The organism is Pseudooctadecabacter sp., assembly GCF_965657175.1.
GTDB lineage: Bacteria > Pseudomonadota > Alphaproteobacteria > Rhodobacterales > Rhodobacteraceae > Octadecabacter.
Map to the genome: position 1 here is coordinate 38,559 of NZ_CBFHNH010000020.1, position 15,619 is coordinate 54,177.

The following is a 15,619-nucleotide window of genomic DNA, read 5'->3' on the forward strand; positions in this document are numbered from 1 at the left end:
AAGGAAAAAATCATGACCCCCGAACACGCTTCTGAATTGGCCGCAAAGGTTTGCCTCCTCGCCCCTGTGGTGCCCGTCCTTGTGGTGGATGACGCAACCCTTGCGGGACCCTTGGCCCAAGCCCTTGTTGATGGTGGCCTGCCCGCGCTCGAAGTGACGTTGCGCACACCAGCGGCGTTGGATGTGATCCGCGAAATGGCCAAGATTGACGGTGGTGTGGTGGGTGCAGGCACCTTGCTGACCGAAAAAGACGTGGAGGCCGCGAAAGAGGCAGGTGCCACCTTCGGCGTGTCCCCCGGCGCAACCGACCGCCTGCTGGATGCGTGTGAGGCCAATGATCTGCCTTTGCTGCCCGGTGCCGCCACCGCGACCGAGGCCATGCGGCTGCTGGAGCGCGGCTATACCACGCAAAAGTTCTTCCCCGCCGAGGCCAATGGCGGGGCACCGGCCCTCAAAGGGATTGGCGCGCCCATCCCGCAGGTGAAATTCTGCCCCACAGGCGGTGTGTCCCTGTCCAATGCGCGTGAGTATTTGTCGCTGAGCAATACGTTGTGTGTCGGCGGATCATGGGTTGCGCCCAAGGATCTGGTCGCCGCAGGCGATTGGGCGGGGATCACAGCCCTTGCGAAAGAGGCCGCTGCCCTGCCGCGCTAAAGCCGGTCCGGCTGCACGCGATTTTGCAGTCGGGTTTTAGGTATTTTTGAACCAGAGAAACGAAGGGGCTACCGATTTTGGCGGCCCTTTCTTATTCCGTCACCCGTGCTGCGCGCCCGCCTCTGCGACGGGGGGACTGCGGCGCTGTCAGGCCTTCGCGCAAGGTCAGGGTCATGGGGTGATCTGCTGGTTCCGCCTCATGGCGCGCCAACAGGGCGGGGATGCCCACCTGCGGTGATCCTTGATAGCTCAGCGCCCAATCGAGAAAGATTGACCGACACTCGGGTGCAGCGATCCCGTCGATGCGGTAGGCGTCTTCGATCAGACCTTTGGGGTCCAAATCATCCCCCTTTTTCATCACCGCCCCCCAATAGTGTTGCGATCACATCCGCCGCGTCGCGGCTTTTTTCAGCCATCTGTTCGGCCAGGGTCTCAAGCGTGTCGGCACCGGTTTCTCGTAAGATAAACCGCCGCCCGCCTTCGCCCAACTGGCCTGCGTCCAGACTGCGCCCTTGCAGCAGCTGGGCTGCGGCCTGCACTGTCCAACACAACCCCGCCGCCTGCATCAATGCGGCCTTGTCTGCGGCATCCAAAGAGCCAGCGGCGACCTGTTGGGCGGTTGATCGCCCTAATGCCCCGGATTTTAGAGCCACCGTCTGGCCCGCCAGTTCCACATCTTGCAAACGGCCCTGTCCGATCTTGGCATCAAAGGGCCCCTGAGGGTCCTTCGCCTGCGCAATGCGGCGGCGCATATCGGCCACATCGGCCAGCACGGTGTCGCCTGCGGCCTTTGCGGCCAGAACACGGGCGCGGGCGGCTTCCACGTCTTTGGCCAGTGTCGCGTCCCCCGCGATCACCCGCGCGCGCGTCAGGGCAAGGTGTTCCCACGTCCAGGCTTCTTCCATCTGGTAGGGTTCAAACCGCGCAAATGACGTGGCGACGGGCCCCTGCCCGCCTGACGGGCGCAGGCGCATGTCGACCTCATACAGACGGCCTTCGGCCATGGGGGCGGAAATGGCGGTGACCAGACTTTGGGTCAATCGGGCATAATACGTGCGGGTCGGCAAGGGGCGCGGGCCGTCTGAGGCCTCACCCCCCTGCCCGTCGTAAATAACGATCAAATCCAGATCAGAGGCCGCGTGCAACCGCCCCGCCCCAAGCGACCCCATCCCCACAACCACGGCCCCGCGCCCGGGTCCGTCCCCGTGTTTCGTGGCGAACTGAGCAGCCACCACGGGAAAGACCCCGCCAAGGACGGCCTGCGCCAGATCGGCGTAGTGTTGGCCTGCCACGTCGGCGCTGATCAGGCCACGCAGATGGTGGACGCCGATGCGGAAGTGCCATTCCTTCATCCAGCGCCGCGCGGCATCAAGGCGGGCCTCATAGTCAGGTGCCGTTCCGACGACGCGGGTCAGATCGGCCTGCAAGGCCTCTGCCCCAGGCCAATCGGCAAAGAAATCACCGCCAATCACGGCGTCAAACACAGCGGCGTTGCGGCCCAGATATTCGGCCAAGGCGGGCGCAGTTGAGGCGATGTCGACGATCAGTTGCGTCAGCTGCGGGTTGGCCTCAAACAAGGAAAACACCTGCACGCCTGCAGGCAGCCGCGACAGAAAGCCATCGAGGGCGGCCAGCGCCTCATCAGGTTTGGCGGCCTCTTGCAGCGCCTTGAGGAGTTGCGGTTTGATACGGTTGAAAATCTCAACCGCGCGATCAGATCGCAGGGCCGGATAGGTCAGCCAGCGGCTGGTGACATCTTCGCCGAAATCCGGTGTCTCGGCGGTCTGCGCGGGGGCAAAGAAGCCTTCTGTCAGACTGTGAACCTCTTCTAACCGGGCCTTCAGATCGCGGCGCAAGTCCGCAACCGAGCGCCCCATGAAGGCCGCAAGACGGGCAAAGCCATCTTCGGTGTTGGGCAGGTCGTGGGTCTGGGCGTCGCCGATCATCTGCAAACGGTGTTCGACCTCACGGTGGGCGCGGTAGTGGTCGGTCAGGATCGCCGCGTCGCTGTCAGGCACCCAACCCGCTTGGGCCAAGGCCGCCAGCCCGTCCACGGTGCCGCGCGCACGCAGGGACGCATCGCGGCCACCGGCGATCAACTGACGGGTTTGGGTGAAGAATTCGATCTCACGAATACCGCCGCGCCCCAGCTTCATGTTGTGACCGGGCAGCGATATGGGCCCGCCGAGGCCTTTGTGTTCACGGATCCGCAGCCGCATGTCGTGGGCGTCCTGAATGGCCACGAAATCGAGGTGCTTGCGCCAGACGAAGGGGCGCAAGGTTTTGAGGAACCTCTCCCCCGCTGCGATGTCACCGGAGGCCGCGCGCGCCTTGATATAGGCCGCCCGTTCCCATGTGCGCCCTACGCTTTCGTAATAGCGCTCGGCCGCTTCCATGGACAGGCAGACGGGGGTGACGGACGGATCAGGGCGCAGGCGCAGGTCCGTGCGAAAGACATAGCCTTCGCCTGTCAGCTCACTCAGCAAACCGGCCATTTTGCGGGTGACGCGCACAAAGGCTGCGCGGGCGTCGTGGTAGGCGTCAGGGTCAAAACGGGTTTCATCGAAGAGGCAAATCAGGTCGATGTCGCTGGAATAATTCAATTCATACGCGCCGCCCTTGCCCATAGCGATGCTGACCATGCCGCCTGCGGTGGCAGCATCGTCCGGTGTCAGGCCGGGCAGTTTGCCGCGCGTGATCTCAGCCTCGACCAGACGACGCAAGGCGACATTGACGGCGGCATCGGCCAATTGGGACAGCGCGCGCGTGACGTCCTCCAGCGTAAAAACGCCGCCCAAATCCGCAAGCCCCACCAAAAGGGCCGTGCGGCGTTTGGCCTGCCGCAAGCCGTCGCTCAGCTGCGGCAAAGACAGCGTGCTGATCCCGCCGATCACATCCTCAACCGCGGCCTCCGGCGCATCGAGAGCGCCGCGCAGCCAATCAGCTTCCTTTTGCAAAAGCCCCGCAAGATAGGGGCTGCAGCCCGCCGCCCCGGCAATCAGCGCGCGGACTTCGGACGGGGCGTCGCCAAATGCGGTCGCGGCCTCCTGCCCCAGTTCGGGATCAAAGGCATCTGGGCTGCGGGTCATGCGACTTGAAAAGGTCATACATGTTTGTGGGCTGCGGGGTTGAATTGGTCAACCAAGGCAGATCATGAAAGATTTTCACAAACAAATTCAATTGGATGCGATGTAAATGTAAAAAACATTTACATACCCCCTTGCCGGAGGCCCCCAACTCTCCCATCTTCAGTAATGTGAAAGGCATTCACATAGAAAAACGCAAACCAAAGAACGGAGACAAAAATGACCACCTCGTCCACAAACATTGACTATCAGGCCCCCTACGCCCGAACCGTGGGTGAAGGAAACTGGCTGCAACGGTCCGAACGTTGGCTTGATCCGCGCGGCAAAGGCGCGTGGATCGCGGCCATGGTCCTTGGGTTTATCTTTGTCTGGCCTGTGGGCCTCGCCCTTCTTGCATATATGATCTGGAGCAAACGCATGTTTTCCTCAAATTGCGCCACCAAACGCACCCGCCACGCCTCAATGCGCGCCACGATGCGCCCCTCCGGCAACTCGGCCTTTGACGCCTACAAGGCCGACACCCTGCGCCGCCTTGAAGACGAACAGCACAATTTTGAGGAGTTCCTCAAACGTCTGCGAGAGGCAAAGGACAAAGCCGAATTCGACCAGTTCATGGACGACCGCGCAAGCCGGACCATGGACGAAGAAGACGCAACGGATGCGGACGCAAAGCCCGCCTAAGTGAAGCCACGCGTCGCCGGGAACCCCGGCGGCGCAGCGCACGTTACTGACCAAAGGGACAAAACAATGACATATGCAGACAGTATTCCAGACCCGCACAGCCGCCCCGATTTCTATGACAGCGTGCCCTCAAAGCGGTTGATCGCATGGATCGTGGACATCGGCCTGACCGGCGTCTTGGCCAGTGTCATTTCCATCCCCTTTGCCCTTTTCGGGATCGTGTTGATCGTGCCGCTTTTGTTCATCCCTCTGATCTGGGCCTGTACCGGATTTGTGTACCGCTGGATGACGATTTCATCGGGGTCGGCCACATGGGGCATGCGCCTGATGTCGATTGAATTGCGCGACCGTGATGGCAAGCGGCTCGATGGGTCCACGGCGTTCCTGCACACGGCCGGCACCTACATCAGCTTTGTGATTTGTCCTGTGCAACTGGTGTCCATGGCGTCCATGGCGCTGACAGACAGGGGTCAGGGCCTGACGGATATGGTCCTTGGCACCACGATGCTGAACAAAGCGGGCTGACCACCCCCCGTCAAAGAGCCACACCCCGCGCCCCAAAATCGCGGGTTGTGGCATGCGGGCCCCTGTTGCTAGGATCGTCTCGTTCTTATCTGACTGAGTAGCATGCGTCACAGCCTTCCCATCGCCCCGCAGTTCTATGTCACTGCGCCGCAGCCCTGCCCCTATCTTGAGGGCCGGATGGAAAGAAAGCTGTTCACCGCCCTGCAAGGCGAGACCGCCGAAAAGCTGAACAATTCGCTGTCAAAACAAGGGTTCCGCCGGTCCCAGAATGTGTTGTACCGGCCCTCCTGCGCGGATTGCTCTGCTTGTCTGAGCGCGCGGATCAGGGTGGCGGATTTCGCCCCTTCCAAAAGCCAAAAGCGGGTCTTGAAACGCAACCGGCATCTGGAACGCGGCGCGTCGTCCCCTTGGGCCACAGAGGCGCAATATGCCTTGTTTCGCGATTACCTGGACAGTCGGCACGCCACAGGCGGGATGGCCGATATGGATCTGTTCGAATTCGCGGCCATGGTCGAAGAAACGCCCATCCGTACGCGACTGATCGAATACCGCGACACCGGTGAGGTGGCGGATGATGATCCCTATGAGGGCCTGCGCGCTGTCAGTCTGACCGATATCCTCGATGATGGGGTGTCGATGGTCTATTCGTTCTTCACGCCTCAGATGACGAAAACATCGCCCGGCACCTACCTGATCCTTGATCATATTGAGATCGCCCGCCACCTTGGCCTGCCCTATGTCTACTTGGGCTATTGGGTGCCGGGGTCCGACAAAATGGGCTATAAGGCGAAGTTCAAAGGGGTAGAAATATACCTCAATGGCCGCTGGGAAGACCTGACCCATCCCGATGATTATTCATCTGAAATCAATCCCCTCTCCGTTGATCCTATCGCGGAACAGGTGGCGCGGATCACCCTGCCTGACATCAAGTCCTGACCAAGGGCTTCTAAATTTCCAGAAATTTAGGGCCGCCCTATGGCTCGCGCAGTGCTTCTTGTGACCGGTAAAGCGGCTTGGTCAGATATTGCAGGACCGTCTTTGACCCCGTGTGCAATTCCACATCCGCCTGCATACCGGGCCGGATTTCGATGCGCGCTTGCCGCGTGCCCAGATCGGTCGCATCCACGCGCAAGGTCACGCGGTAATGGGGCGGCGCATTCGGGTCGCGTTCGTCCTCAAACGTATCGGCTGAGATCAGGTGAACCTCCCCTGTGAGTGACCCGTAAATGGTGTAATCATAGGCACTGAGCTTAATCGTTGCGGCCTGCCCGGGCACCACATTGGCGATGTTGGAGGGCGACACCTGCGCCTCGACGAACAACTCATCATCCATGGGGATGATCTGGAAAATCTCTTCGCCTGGACGGATGACGCCGCCGATGGTGGTCACGCCCAGATTGTTGACGATGCCGCGCATGGGGCTGGTGATAATCGTCCGGTCCAGCCGGTCTTCGGCCACGCGCAGATCCTGCTTAAGGGTCGCCATGGTCGATAACACTTCGGAATATTCAGACGCGCGCGCCAATTCGGCCTGCGTCACGATCTCATTATAGGCGTTTTGTGCGTCGGAATTGGCCTTGCGCGCGCGGGTCACTTCGATCAGCGCCGCGATTTCACGGTTATACAGGTCTTCCATCACCGCCAATTCACGGCGGGTTTCGGTAACGATAGACTGCGCGCCTTCGGTGCGGCTGACGTAGTCGGACTGGCGTGCGCCCAAAAGGGCGCGTTCAGAGGCAACCATATCAGGCAGGAATTGCGCAATGGCATCGGGCACGTCGAAATCGAACATTCCGCCGATCTCGGCCTCTAGCCGGAGGCGGCGGATTTCAGCGGCAATCACCTGTTCACGCAGGTCAGTCACAGCGGTTTCAAACTGGGTGCCGCGCAGGCGTGCCAGCACATCACCGGGTTCCACCTGATCGCCCTCCCCCACCAGCAGTTCCGCCAGAATACCCCCTTCAAGGTTCTGGATAATCTGCGGTCGCGAAGATGACACAACGGACCCGTTGGCGCGCACGATTTCATCAATGGCCGCGAACTTGGCCCAGATCAGAAAGATCACGACCGTGGCCCCGATCAGCCAGATCAGCAGGCTGGGGCCTTTGACGCGCGCGTCGAATTCGTCTGCCATGGTGACCATTAGACTGCCTTTTTGTTCTTGTTTTGCAGATGTGCGAGGACCTCTTGGCGGGGTCCGTCCACGGCCAGTCGGCCATTTTGCAAGATCACGGTGCGGGTTGTCAGCTCAAGGATCGGCACGCGGTGGGTGGCGATGATCGCCGTGCGCCCGTTCAGCCACGTCTCAAGACGGCTGACCAACGTGTTTTCTAACGTCTGGTCCAGTGCGGCGGTGGGTTCATCCAGCAGGCAGACCTTGGGGTCCTGCAGCCACAGCCGCGCCCAACCGATGGATTGACGCTGACCGATGGACAGGCCCTCACCGCCGTCGGAAATCTCAAGATCCAGACCCTTGGGGTGGTTGCGCACAAAGGGGCCGAGGCCTGCAAAATCCAGTGCCGCAAGCAGCCGGTCATCATCGCGTTCCAGCAAGGTGAGGTTCAGGTTTTCACGCAAGGTGCCGGAGAACAGGCGGACCTCTTGGCTGAGATACCCGATAGAACGACGCAAGTCGCGGGGCATCACCTGCCCCATGTCCACGCCGTCAACCAACACGCGGCCCTTGGTGGGCCGGTAAATGCCCGACAGCAGTTTCAACATCGTTGACTTGCCGGACCCGTTGGCGCCCAGCACGGCGATGCGCTGGCCTGCTTCGATTTTCAGGCCCGGAATGTCCAACGATTGACCGCTGTCTTCGTTGTAGCAAAAGGCGATTTCGCGCAGTTCAAATTCACCGCGCATGTCTTCGCGGCGCAGGTAGGTGCGGTCGACCTCTTGGTCCTGTTCGGCGTTGGCGATGTCGTCCAGCGCCTCAAGTGCGGCTTTCACGTTGGACCAGCGCGCCAGCGTGGCGGCCAGTTGTGTCAGCGGCCCCAAGGTCCGGCTGGTCAGGATGCCCACGGCGATGATCGTGCCCACGGTGAACTGGCCGGTGAAAACCATGAACGTGCCCGCAACCACGGCGGCCACATAGGTCGCCTGCTGGACGCCCTGCGCCCAGAACGTGAGGGTCGAGGCCAGTTTACGTTGCTCGGACGTGGCGACCGAGGACACCGCAGACAATTCAGACCACATGCGTTTGAACCGGTCTTCGCCGCGCTGCGCCTTGATCGTGTCGGCCTCATAGATGACTTCGTGCAGCAATTTGTTTGACTTGGCTGACGCCCCTTGGGTCTGCTGTGTCAGCGCGATCATCTTCTTTTGCAAAAAGAAACTGGGCAGCACCATCAAAAGACCGCCCACAAACAACACCCAAACCACATTGCCGCCGATGGACGCCACAAGGGCCAGAAACAACACGATAAATGGCAAATCCGTGAGCGTGCCGATGGTTGAGGCCGTGAAAAATTCACGGACCGATCCGAATTCGCGCACCGCTGAAAACAGCCCCGATGGCGTCTGGCCTTCCTTGCCGCGCCGCATGCCCAGCAAGCGGTCCATCAACAGCGCCTGCACCTTCAGTTCAATCTTGCGCCCTGCCCCGTCCATCAGCCGTGCACGCGCAATGCGCAATCCGGCCTCAAGCAGCATGGCCAAACCGGCCCCAATGGCCAGCACCCACAATGTGGCGGTGGACTGATGCGGGATCACGCGGTCATAGACCTGCAACGAAAACAGTGCCACGGCCACAGCCAACAGGTTGGCCACGAAGGACCCCAAGGCGACCTCAAGCATGTGACGGCGGAATTGGAGCATCTCACCCCAGAACCAATGGGCGGATGTGCTTTTGCGGGCGTGTTTGCGGGCCAGATCGGCCACGGCCACATCAGCGCGCAGGATCGTGCCGCTGAAATAGGGCAGAAAGTCCGACAGCGGCACTTCGGCGCGGTTGTCCCGACAGGTGGTGTCGAAGACGATGACCGCATCGTCGGTCTGATCAAGGACCAACAGCACATGGCCGCTGGTCATTTCAACCATGGCGGGCCAGTGATCAGCCGTGGGTTTGCGCACCTTTTTGGCGTGGCTCACCAAACCGGCAGAGTTCAGCGCATTGGCCACGGCCTGAAGGGTGATGTCGTCGCCTGAGTCGGCGGTCATGACCTCCAACAAATCCGACCGCACGATGTCGATGCCCACAAGCCCCGCATAGGTCGCGGCCAGATCGGCCCGGGCGCGGGCTTTTGCGGAATAGCGGTCTTCCGCGATCAGGCCTTGGGCCGCTCCGTCAACCGCCTGCGGGTCGGAGGCCGCGGCCTCCGGATCGTTGGCGGGGGTGGACACGCGGGTGATTTTGCCGCCACGGGTGGCGTTCATGTCAAAGGCGATGACGGGGCCGGTCATATATCTTCTCCGTCCACCAAGGTGCCGTAAAGACGGGCCAGTTTCAGCTCCATCCGCGCCAGATCATAGCGGATCGCCACGGCATCGCGTTCTGCGTCCAGTTTCGTGCGGAACACGCCGACGACCTCAGGCACGGTGCGTTGGCCGCCGCGCAGCTGTTGTTCAAACAGGGTGTAATTGTCATTTGCCTGCGCCACGATGGTGGCGATGTTGCTTTGCTGCCGCCGCAGCGAGGCCATCTGGCCCTCGATTGCGGCGACCTCACGGGCGCTGTCTTCGCGCTGTTCGGCCACGGCCAGTTCTGCCGCCTGCCCCATCGCCTCAAGCGCGGCGAGATTTGCGCCACGGCCAAAACCCAGACCGTTGGGGATGGCCACGCCAAGGCCAAAGCTGTCGCCGTCGGCCAGATTGCCTGACGCGGTGACATTGGGGGTGTATCCCGCCTGAAGCGCACGCGCTTCGGCCAGACCACGGGTGCCTTCGGCGTCGACTTTCATCACATCGAGCGGCTGGGCAATGCCCGCCGGATCAGACAGGGTTTCGATCCCGCTGACTCCATCAAGGGAGGTCGCGGACATGGCGGCCAGTTCGGCGCGCGCGGCGGCGGCCTCTTCGCGGTCTTCCAAAACGTCGGAGCGCATCTGGGTCAGCTTTTGCTGGACCAGTTGCAGATCGGCGCGGTCGTTGATACCGGCGTTGACCCGTTCGGACATGACATATTCGAACCGTTCCATCCGTGCCATGCCACCCTCGTGGACAGCGGCGCGGGCCTCGGCGGCTTCGGCGGTCAGGTAAAGATCAAGCGCCTGATAGACGCGGTCGTTGGTGTCTTGGGCCAATGCCACCGCGGCGACTTCCACATCGGCGCGGGCAAATTCACGTTCGGCGCGGTTGGCACCGCCGTCAAACAACGTCTGTTCCACCACCATGCCCGCCACAACGGACCCCAGTGAGGTCAGCGAAACCGTGGGCCCTAATGAGGGCAGCCAGTTCAATTCACGCGCTTTGGAGCGCAGCATGGCCGCGCGCAACTCGGCCTCAGCGGCGCGGGAATTGGCCGCCAAAACGGAAGACGCCACCTGGGCATAGGGCCCGGATGGCAAAACGGAACGTCGGTTCAAAAGGGCGTCGATGAGGGCGGACCGTTCGCCGTTCGACAGCTCCCCATTCAAAGCGGGGGCGTCCGGTGCGGCCGCCACGGCCATGGTGTCTTGTCCAATAAGACCACCCGCGCGAGAGACCAGATCCTCGCCCATGCAGCCGCTCAAGACGCTGGCGCACAACAGTGCTGCCAGGGGTGTCTTGATATACCTTGCCTGTCCCACTCGATACCTCAATCCGCTTATCAGATGCGTGGTGGGGGCCGGTTTGTCCGGCCCTCCGCCGATGGTATGTGCCCCGCCTTTTGCGCCACGGGGAAGCGTGATCGTCTTTAGATCGTTGAGACGTTGATGTCTTCTTCGATGAAGATCTGCGCGTCGTCGCCCATCGTGTAGACGTCGTAGGTCTTGCCTTCGATCGTCGTGGTGGTGCCGCTGTCTGTGGCCCCTGCGATGTTGACGCTGTCGTCGGACCCGCCGTGGATGATGAGGTTGTTGTCGTTGTCCGACAGCCCCTCAAGCGCGGAGAGATCGAGCGTCACTTCCGCGTCGGTGGCGTAGCTCAGATCAATGGCACCGACGTCGAACCCTTCGAGGCCGTCAAGATTGACCACGTCTGTGCGGGTTTCTTCCATGACCACGTAGGTGGCGTTCTGGTTGCCTGCACCGTCGATCTCATTGACCACCAGATGCGTGCCCGAGGGCAGTTCTGGGTTGAAGGTGAACAGCTGTGTGTCGCCCAGATCGAAGCCGCCGTCTTGGTTGCCCTCAAGGGTGACTTCGCCGCTGTCGGAGATGGAGCTGACCGTGAAGTCGTTATCGATCTCATTGATCTCAAGCGCGCGCACACCGTCTTCGTTGATGGTGACACTTTCGATGGTCGGCGCGTCGGTGGCGACAGTATCGACACGGAAGGTGTCGGTGATGCTGTCGGTGTTGCCGTGCTGATCGGTGGCCGCGATGGTGATGTTGGCGTCATATTCGCCGGCTGGGATTTCGGCACCGTCATAGGTCACGGACCAGTTGCCAGCCGCATCCACTGTGGCCTCACGGGTGATTGTGCCACCCGAGGATGCGAAGGTTACCATGACGGTGGACTCGGCTTCGACCGTACCTGTCAGCGTCACGCCGTCCTCAGCCTCGGCGCGGTTGACGATGTTGTCGCCTTCCACGGGATCGGCTGTGGTCAAATTGTTGACGTAGGTGTCGATTTCGACCGTATCGGTGATCACCGCCACGTTGCCCGCAGGGTCGGTGGCTGTGGCCGTCATTGTGGCCATCCCTTCGGTGTCGGCAAAGCCCGCACCGGAGAAGTTGGCAGACCACTGACCGTTTGATCCAGCCATAACGGTCACGCTTTCGCCGCCGAATTCGACAACCACTTGGCTGCCTGCTTCGACCTGCCCTGTCAGGGTCACGCCATCGGCGGCCTCTGCGGCGTTGATCACATTGTCGCCCTCAACCGCATCAGCGGAGAAGTTGAACGGCACCACTTCGGTGTCGATCTGAACGGTGTCGCTGACCTCTTTGTAGTTGCCCGCCGCATCAGTGATGGAGGCCGTGATATCGGCCTCATAGGTGCCTTCGGGGATCACACCTGCGGGGAAGTTCACAGACCATGTGCCGTCGTCACCGGCGAGCACATTCAAGGTCGCATCACCCAGACCAACCGTGACCACCAGACCCGGCGTCGCGGTGCCGTTGATGATGACACCGTCGGCATGTTCAACCGCATTGACCACATCGTCGATTTCAATCGGCTGGGACGACAGGGCCAGATCACCGGCCACCGTATCCACGGTCACAGCTTCGGAGATGCTGGAGGAGTTGCCCGCAGCATCCGTGGCCGTCACCACGACGGAGGTCTCGTATTCACCACCTGGCAGCGTGCCGCCCGGATATGTCACGGACCAGTTTCCATTGGCATCGACCGTGGCCGCCATGACCACACCGTGCAAGGACACCGACACCGTGGACCCAGCTTCAACGGTGCCTGCCATCGTGATGGCCTCACCGCTTTCGTTGAAGTTCACAACGCCATCGGACCCGCCGGAGGAGTTCGTCGTCATCTCAAGTTCGTTGACGAAGGTATCGACAGTCACGCTGCTTGTCGCAGTGGCCGTGTTGCCCGCGCCGTCGGTCGCCGTAACGGAAACCGGAACATCCAGTTCACCCGTTGGAACATCGCCGCCCGCGTATGTCGCAGACCATGTTCCGCCAGAGGTGGCGATGACCGTTTGTGTGACGGTGCCAAACGTAACCTCAACCGAGGCACCGGGTTGTGCCGTCCCGGTCAGCGTCACGCCGCCCGGCTGTTCAACCCCGTTGACCACATTGTCGGACCCGCCGATCGTCGCGGTTTCAACAGTCACGCTGGTGACCGTATCCACAACCACGGTGCCAGACGACACCGAAGAGTTCCCAGCCGCATCCGTGGCCGTGATGGTCACGTCCATATCGTATTCGCCCTCTCCCAGCACGGATGTGCCGACATCAAGGGACCAAGTGCCACCCGTAACGGTCGCGTCGTAATCCACGCCACCAATGGTCACGACAACGGAATCGCCGCCGGTGACCGTACCGGTCAGTGTCACGCCGCCGTCGTATTCTGCCGCATTGATGATGCCATCGGCGCCGCCGGTTGCATCCATTTCGGCGCCGATAACCGTGTCGACAACCAAGGTTTCGGTCACGGTTGTCGATCCACCCTCCGTGGTGATCGTGACTGTCACGTCGGTGGTGTATTCACCTTCGGTGATGTCCTCAGTATCGAAGGTCACCGTCCAGTCGCCCTCTTCGCTGACCGTTGTGGTCTCTGTTGTGCCGTCGATTGTGACCTCAACATCACCACCGGGCGTGCCGGTGCCGTCGATCACAACGCCGTCTGCGTGATCTTCTTCGTTGACGGAGGTGTCGTCGCTTTCGACTGTGCCGCTTGTGACATCGACCACAGGCGCAGCAGGGCCGCCGTCGCCGCCGCCCCCGCCGCCGCCAATCACCGCAGCACCGGCCGCAGCGGCTGCACCGCCCCAACCGAACAATGGCCCGATCCCGCCGATGGCCGCGCCCAACATGCCCACTTCATCGTCAGCACCGCCGACATCAGCACGCAGAACATCGGAACCGCGCATGAAGTAAAGATCTTCGTTGATGGCAAATTTGCCGATACCGTCGTCGGCGATGTAATTGGCGAAGTAGTCCGCGCCCGCACCCTGCGTGAGGTTCACCTCAGTCAGGGTGCCGCCAGACGACAAGAACAATTCATTCGAGGCCACACCGTCACTGGTGAAGTACCCCTCAATCGTGATGACCCGCCCATCGACCAGCGTGATCTGGAGAGCCTGCCCTGCGCGGGTGTACGATACAATCTGACCCTGCGACAGGTTGAGCGAGATATCCGATCCCGCACCAACAACAATGGATGATGACGCGGCGGATTCACCTGCCGTGCCTCTCGAAATATTGCCCGCACCATCACGGACAACGAAATTAATCGCTGACATACTACTCGCTCCGCCTCATGTTCACGACTTCTTTGAGCCGCCTTTTTTGATTAGAATCACCACATGTAGATTGATTTTCAATTTCTAGGGGGAAAATCGCGGCCCACGAATCACTATGGCAAAACTGTGGCGAAATTACATTTCAGTATGTTTCACAAAGGCTTGCGCCGGTCCAAAGTCACATTCAACGCGGCCCCGACCATGACCAGAAATGAACTGAGGTAGAACCATAACAGCAAAACGATCACGGCCCCCAAAGACCCGTAGACCTCATTATAATTGCCGAAATTGGCCACATAGATCGAAAAAACAGCAGACATTGCGATCCACAATGCCACCACCAAAAAGGCACCCGGTGTGAACCATCCAAGCCGGTCACCGCGCCGATTGGGCCCGTAGCGGTACACAATGCCAAGCCCCGCTAACATCACCAGGACCACAACGGACCAGCGAGCCAGTTCCAGCAAAATCTCCTGATCGGTGTTGAATGGCACCAGTGTCAGCACCACTGGGGCCACGACCACCAACAACAGCGCCACAATGGCCACCCCCACCAGCGAGGCTGACATCAACAAAGCCACCAAAACCTGCCGCGCCAACCCGCGATTGGGTTGCTCGAAAATAGCGTTGATGCCTTGGATCAGGGCGGCGACCCCTGCCCTGACGGACCACAAAGCCACCCCGATTGAAAGGGCCGTGGCGACCCCCAGTGTTTCGCTGCGCGCGCTGAGGATGGATTGGATCTGGTTTTCGAACAGGCCCATCACCTCAGGCGGCATCAACCCACGCAGCATTTCAAGCTGGCTGTTGACGACCACCGGATCGGCCACCAGACCAAAGATCGCGATGGTCGCCGCAAGGCCTGGACAAATCGCAAAAAGACCGTAGAACGCGACACCCGCAGAAATCAGGCCTGCGTTCTTTTCTCCAAGATCATCAAGGACTTGGCGAATAATCTCATAGGCTTCGCGCCACATCATGATGCGCGCTCAATTCGCATAGACGACCACTTCGGGCAAACCGGTCAGCGGCGCCTCAATCAGGCGCATCGCCGCGAGGGAGATTTGGCTCCCCGATCCTGCGGCCCCGCCTGAGGGGCGCAGTTCCACCGCCACCGAATTGCCTTCATATTCGATCCGGCCCTGTGTCACCGCCGTCACCAACGGGGTCTTGAACCAGATGCCGGGGTCCGTAGGGCTGCCCAAGGACGCAATCGTTGTGCCCAGACGCCTCTCACCCGATTGAGGCGCTGTGACCACGGCGGCCTGCCGGTCTTCGGCGGTCGTTGTGTCAAAATCCTCAACCGTGCGCGCCGTGGGCGGCGGAGGGGGTGGGAAATCGGGGCGGGTCTGGTTCAAATCCAACACCGGCCGCACCGGTGGCGCAAACCCCGGCCCGCGAGAAGGGGATAAATCGGGGGTGATGATCGCAGCAGGCGTGCTCACATCTTGTTGTTCGACAGGGGCCATAAACCCAGGCGCACAGGCCGCTGTCGCCCAAAGCACAGCAATAGCAGGATATTTCTTCATGAAAGGAAACCTAGGGCTGGGTCATAGCGCTGTCGAGGGGGAAACGCGGCGGCGAATGCGCTTGCGCGGTCTATCGCACGCTCCTAGGTTCTGGCCATGACCGAACCGCTGATTGACCCTTTCCAACGCGCCATCACCTA

At 61.0% G+C, this 15,619-nt stretch carries 12 protein-coding genes; 4 read left to right on the plus strand and 8 right to left on the minus strand.

Annotation, left to right across the window (positions count from 1 at the left end):
- Positions 1–12 precede the first annotated feature (12 nt).
- Positions 13–654, plus strand: coding sequence for a bifunctional 4-hydroxy-2-oxoglutarate aldolase/2-dehydro-3-deoxy-phosphogluconate aldolase (gene eda / locus ACTG36_RS14215; protein ID WP_375281654.1), 642 nt, complete (start codon positions 13–15; stop codon positions 652–654).
- 91 nt (positions 655–745) lie between these two features.
- Here eda and ACTG36_RS14220 read toward each other — a convergent pair whose 3' ends face one another.
- Both ACTG36_RS14220 and ACTG36_RS14225 read right to left on the minus strand, forming a co-directional pair.
- On the minus strand, positions 746–1,012 hold the full coding sequence (locus tag ACTG36_RS14220; protein ID WP_375281653.1) for a hypothetical protein: 267 nt from the start codon (positions 1,010–1,012) through the stop codon (positions 746–748).
- Positions 996–3,761, minus strand: coding sequence for a glutamine-synthetase adenylyltransferase (locus ACTG36_RS14225; RefSeq protein WP_375281652.1), 2,766 nt, complete (start codon positions 3,759–3,761; stop codon positions 996–998). The genes ACTG36_RS14220 and ACTG36_RS14225 overlap by 17 nt, the downstream gene beginning before the upstream one ends.
- A 198-nt stretch (positions 3,762–3,959) precedes the next feature.
- Between ACTG36_RS14225 and ACTG36_RS14230 the strand changes: the two genes are divergently transcribed.
- The 3 genes from ACTG36_RS14230 to ACTG36_RS14240 all read left to right on the plus strand — a co-directional run bounded on the left by ACTG36_RS14230 (position 3,960) and on the right by ACTG36_RS14240 (position 5,882).
- Positions 3,960–4,421, plus strand: coding sequence for a DUF2852 domain-containing protein (locus ACTG36_RS14230; RefSeq protein ID WP_375281651.1), 462 nt, complete (start codon positions 3,960–3,962; stop codon positions 4,419–4,421).
- A 66-nt stretch (positions 4,422–4,487) separates the two neighbouring features.
- Positions 4,488–4,946 carry an RDD family protein gene (locus ACTG36_RS14235; RefSeq protein ID WP_375281650.1) on the plus strand — a complete coding sequence of 153 codons (459 nt, stop codon included), beginning with the start codon at positions 4,488–4,490 and terminating at the stop codon, positions 4,944–4,946.
- Positions 4,947–5,048: 102 nt separating this feature from the next.
- Entirely contained in the window at positions 5,049–5,882 is an 834-nt protein-coding gene (locus ACTG36_RS14240) for an arginyltransferase (protein ID WP_439142693.1), read from the plus strand.
- Positions 5,883–5,919: 37 nt separating this feature from the next.
- Here ACTG36_RS14240 and ACTG36_RS14245 read toward each other — a convergent pair whose 3' ends face one another.
- From ACTG36_RS14245 to ACTG36_RS14270, 6 genes are all read right to left on the minus strand, one after another.
- Positions 5,920–7,089 (minus strand): HlyD family efflux transporter periplasmic adaptor subunit, encoded by a 1,170-nt coding sequence (locus ACTG36_RS14245; RefSeq protein ID WP_439142695.1) that lies wholly within the window; start codon positions 7,087–7,089, stop codon positions 5,920–5,922.
- Positions 7,089–9,347: an ATP-binding cassette domain-containing protein gene (locus ACTG36_RS14250; protein ID WP_375280562.1), complete on the minus strand. Its 2,259-nt coding sequence runs from the start codon at positions 9,345–9,347 to the stop codon at positions 7,089–7,091. Before ACTG36_RS14250 ends, ACTG36_RS14245 begins: the two co-directional genes overlap by 1 nt.
- Complete coding sequence (locus ACTG36_RS14255; RefSeq protein ID WP_375280563.1) at positions 9,344–10,603, minus strand: TolC family protein; 1,260 nt, start codon at positions 10,601–10,603, stop codon at positions 9,344–9,346. The genes ACTG36_RS14250 and ACTG36_RS14255 overlap by 4 nt, the downstream gene beginning before the upstream one ends.
- A 176-nt stretch (positions 10,604–10,779) precedes the next feature.
- On the minus strand, positions 10,780–13,950 hold the full coding sequence (locus ACTG36_RS14260) for an Ig-like domain-containing protein (protein WP_375280564.1): 3,171 nt from the start codon (positions 13,948–13,950) through the stop codon (positions 10,780–10,782).
- A 152-nt stretch (positions 13,951–14,102) separates the two neighbouring features.
- Complete coding sequence (locus ACTG36_RS14265; protein WP_439142698.1) at positions 14,103–14,930, minus strand: YihY/virulence factor BrkB family protein; 828 nt, start codon at positions 14,928–14,930, stop codon at positions 14,103–14,105.
- A gap of 9 nt (positions 14,931–14,939) precedes the next feature.
- Complete coding sequence (locus tag ACTG36_RS14270; protein ID WP_375280566.1) at positions 14,940–15,479, minus strand: hypothetical protein; 540 nt, start codon at positions 15,477–15,479, stop codon at positions 14,940–14,942.
- Between the last annotated feature and the right edge of the window lie 140 nt (positions 15,480–15,619).

Coding starts and splice junctions, on each gene's coding strand:
- eda (WP_375281654.1), top strand. CDS start 13: ATGACCCCCGAACACGCTTCTGAATTGGCCGCAAAGGTTTGCCTCCTC.
- ACTG36_RS14220 (WP_375281653.1), bottom strand. CDS start 1,012: ATGAAAAAGGGGGATGATTTGGACCCCAAAGGTCTGATCGAAGACGCC.
- ACTG36_RS14225 (WP_375281652.1), bottom strand. CDS start 3,761: ATGACCTTTTCAAGTCGCATGACCCGCAGCCCAGATGCCTTTGATCCC.
- ACTG36_RS14230 (WP_375281651.1), top strand. CDS start 3,960: ATGACCACCTCGTCCACAAACATTGACTATCAGGCCCCCTACGCCCGA.
- ACTG36_RS14235 (WP_375281650.1), top strand. CDS start 4,488: ATGACATATGCAGACAGTATTCCAGACCCGCACAGCCGCCCCGATTTC.
- ACTG36_RS14240 (WP_439142693.1), top strand. CDS start 5,049: ATGCGTCACAGCCTTCCCATCGCCCCGCAGTTCTATGTCACTGCGCCG.
- ACTG36_RS14245 (WP_439142695.1), bottom strand. CDS start 7,089: ATGGTCACCATGGCAGACGAATTCGACGCGCGCGTCAAAGGCCCCAGC.
- ACTG36_RS14250 (WP_375280562.1), bottom strand. CDS start 9,347: ATGACCGGCCCCGTCATCGCCTTTGACATGAACGCCACCCGTGGCGGC.
- ACTG36_RS14255 (WP_375280563.1), bottom strand. CDS start 10,603: ATGGGCGAGGATCTGGTCTCTCGCGCGGGTGGTCTTATTGGACAAGAC.
- ACTG36_RS14260 (WP_375280564.1), bottom strand. CDS start 13,950: ATGTCAGCGATTAATTTCGTTGTCCGTGATGGTGCGGGCAATATTTCG.
- ACTG36_RS14265 (WP_439142698.1), bottom strand. CDS start 14,930: ATGATGTGGCGCGAAGCCTATGAGATTATTCGCCAAGTCCTTGATGAT.
- ACTG36_RS14270 (WP_375280566.1), bottom strand. CDS start 15,479: ATGAAGAAATATCCTGCTATTGCTGTGCTTTGGGCGACAGCGGCCTGT.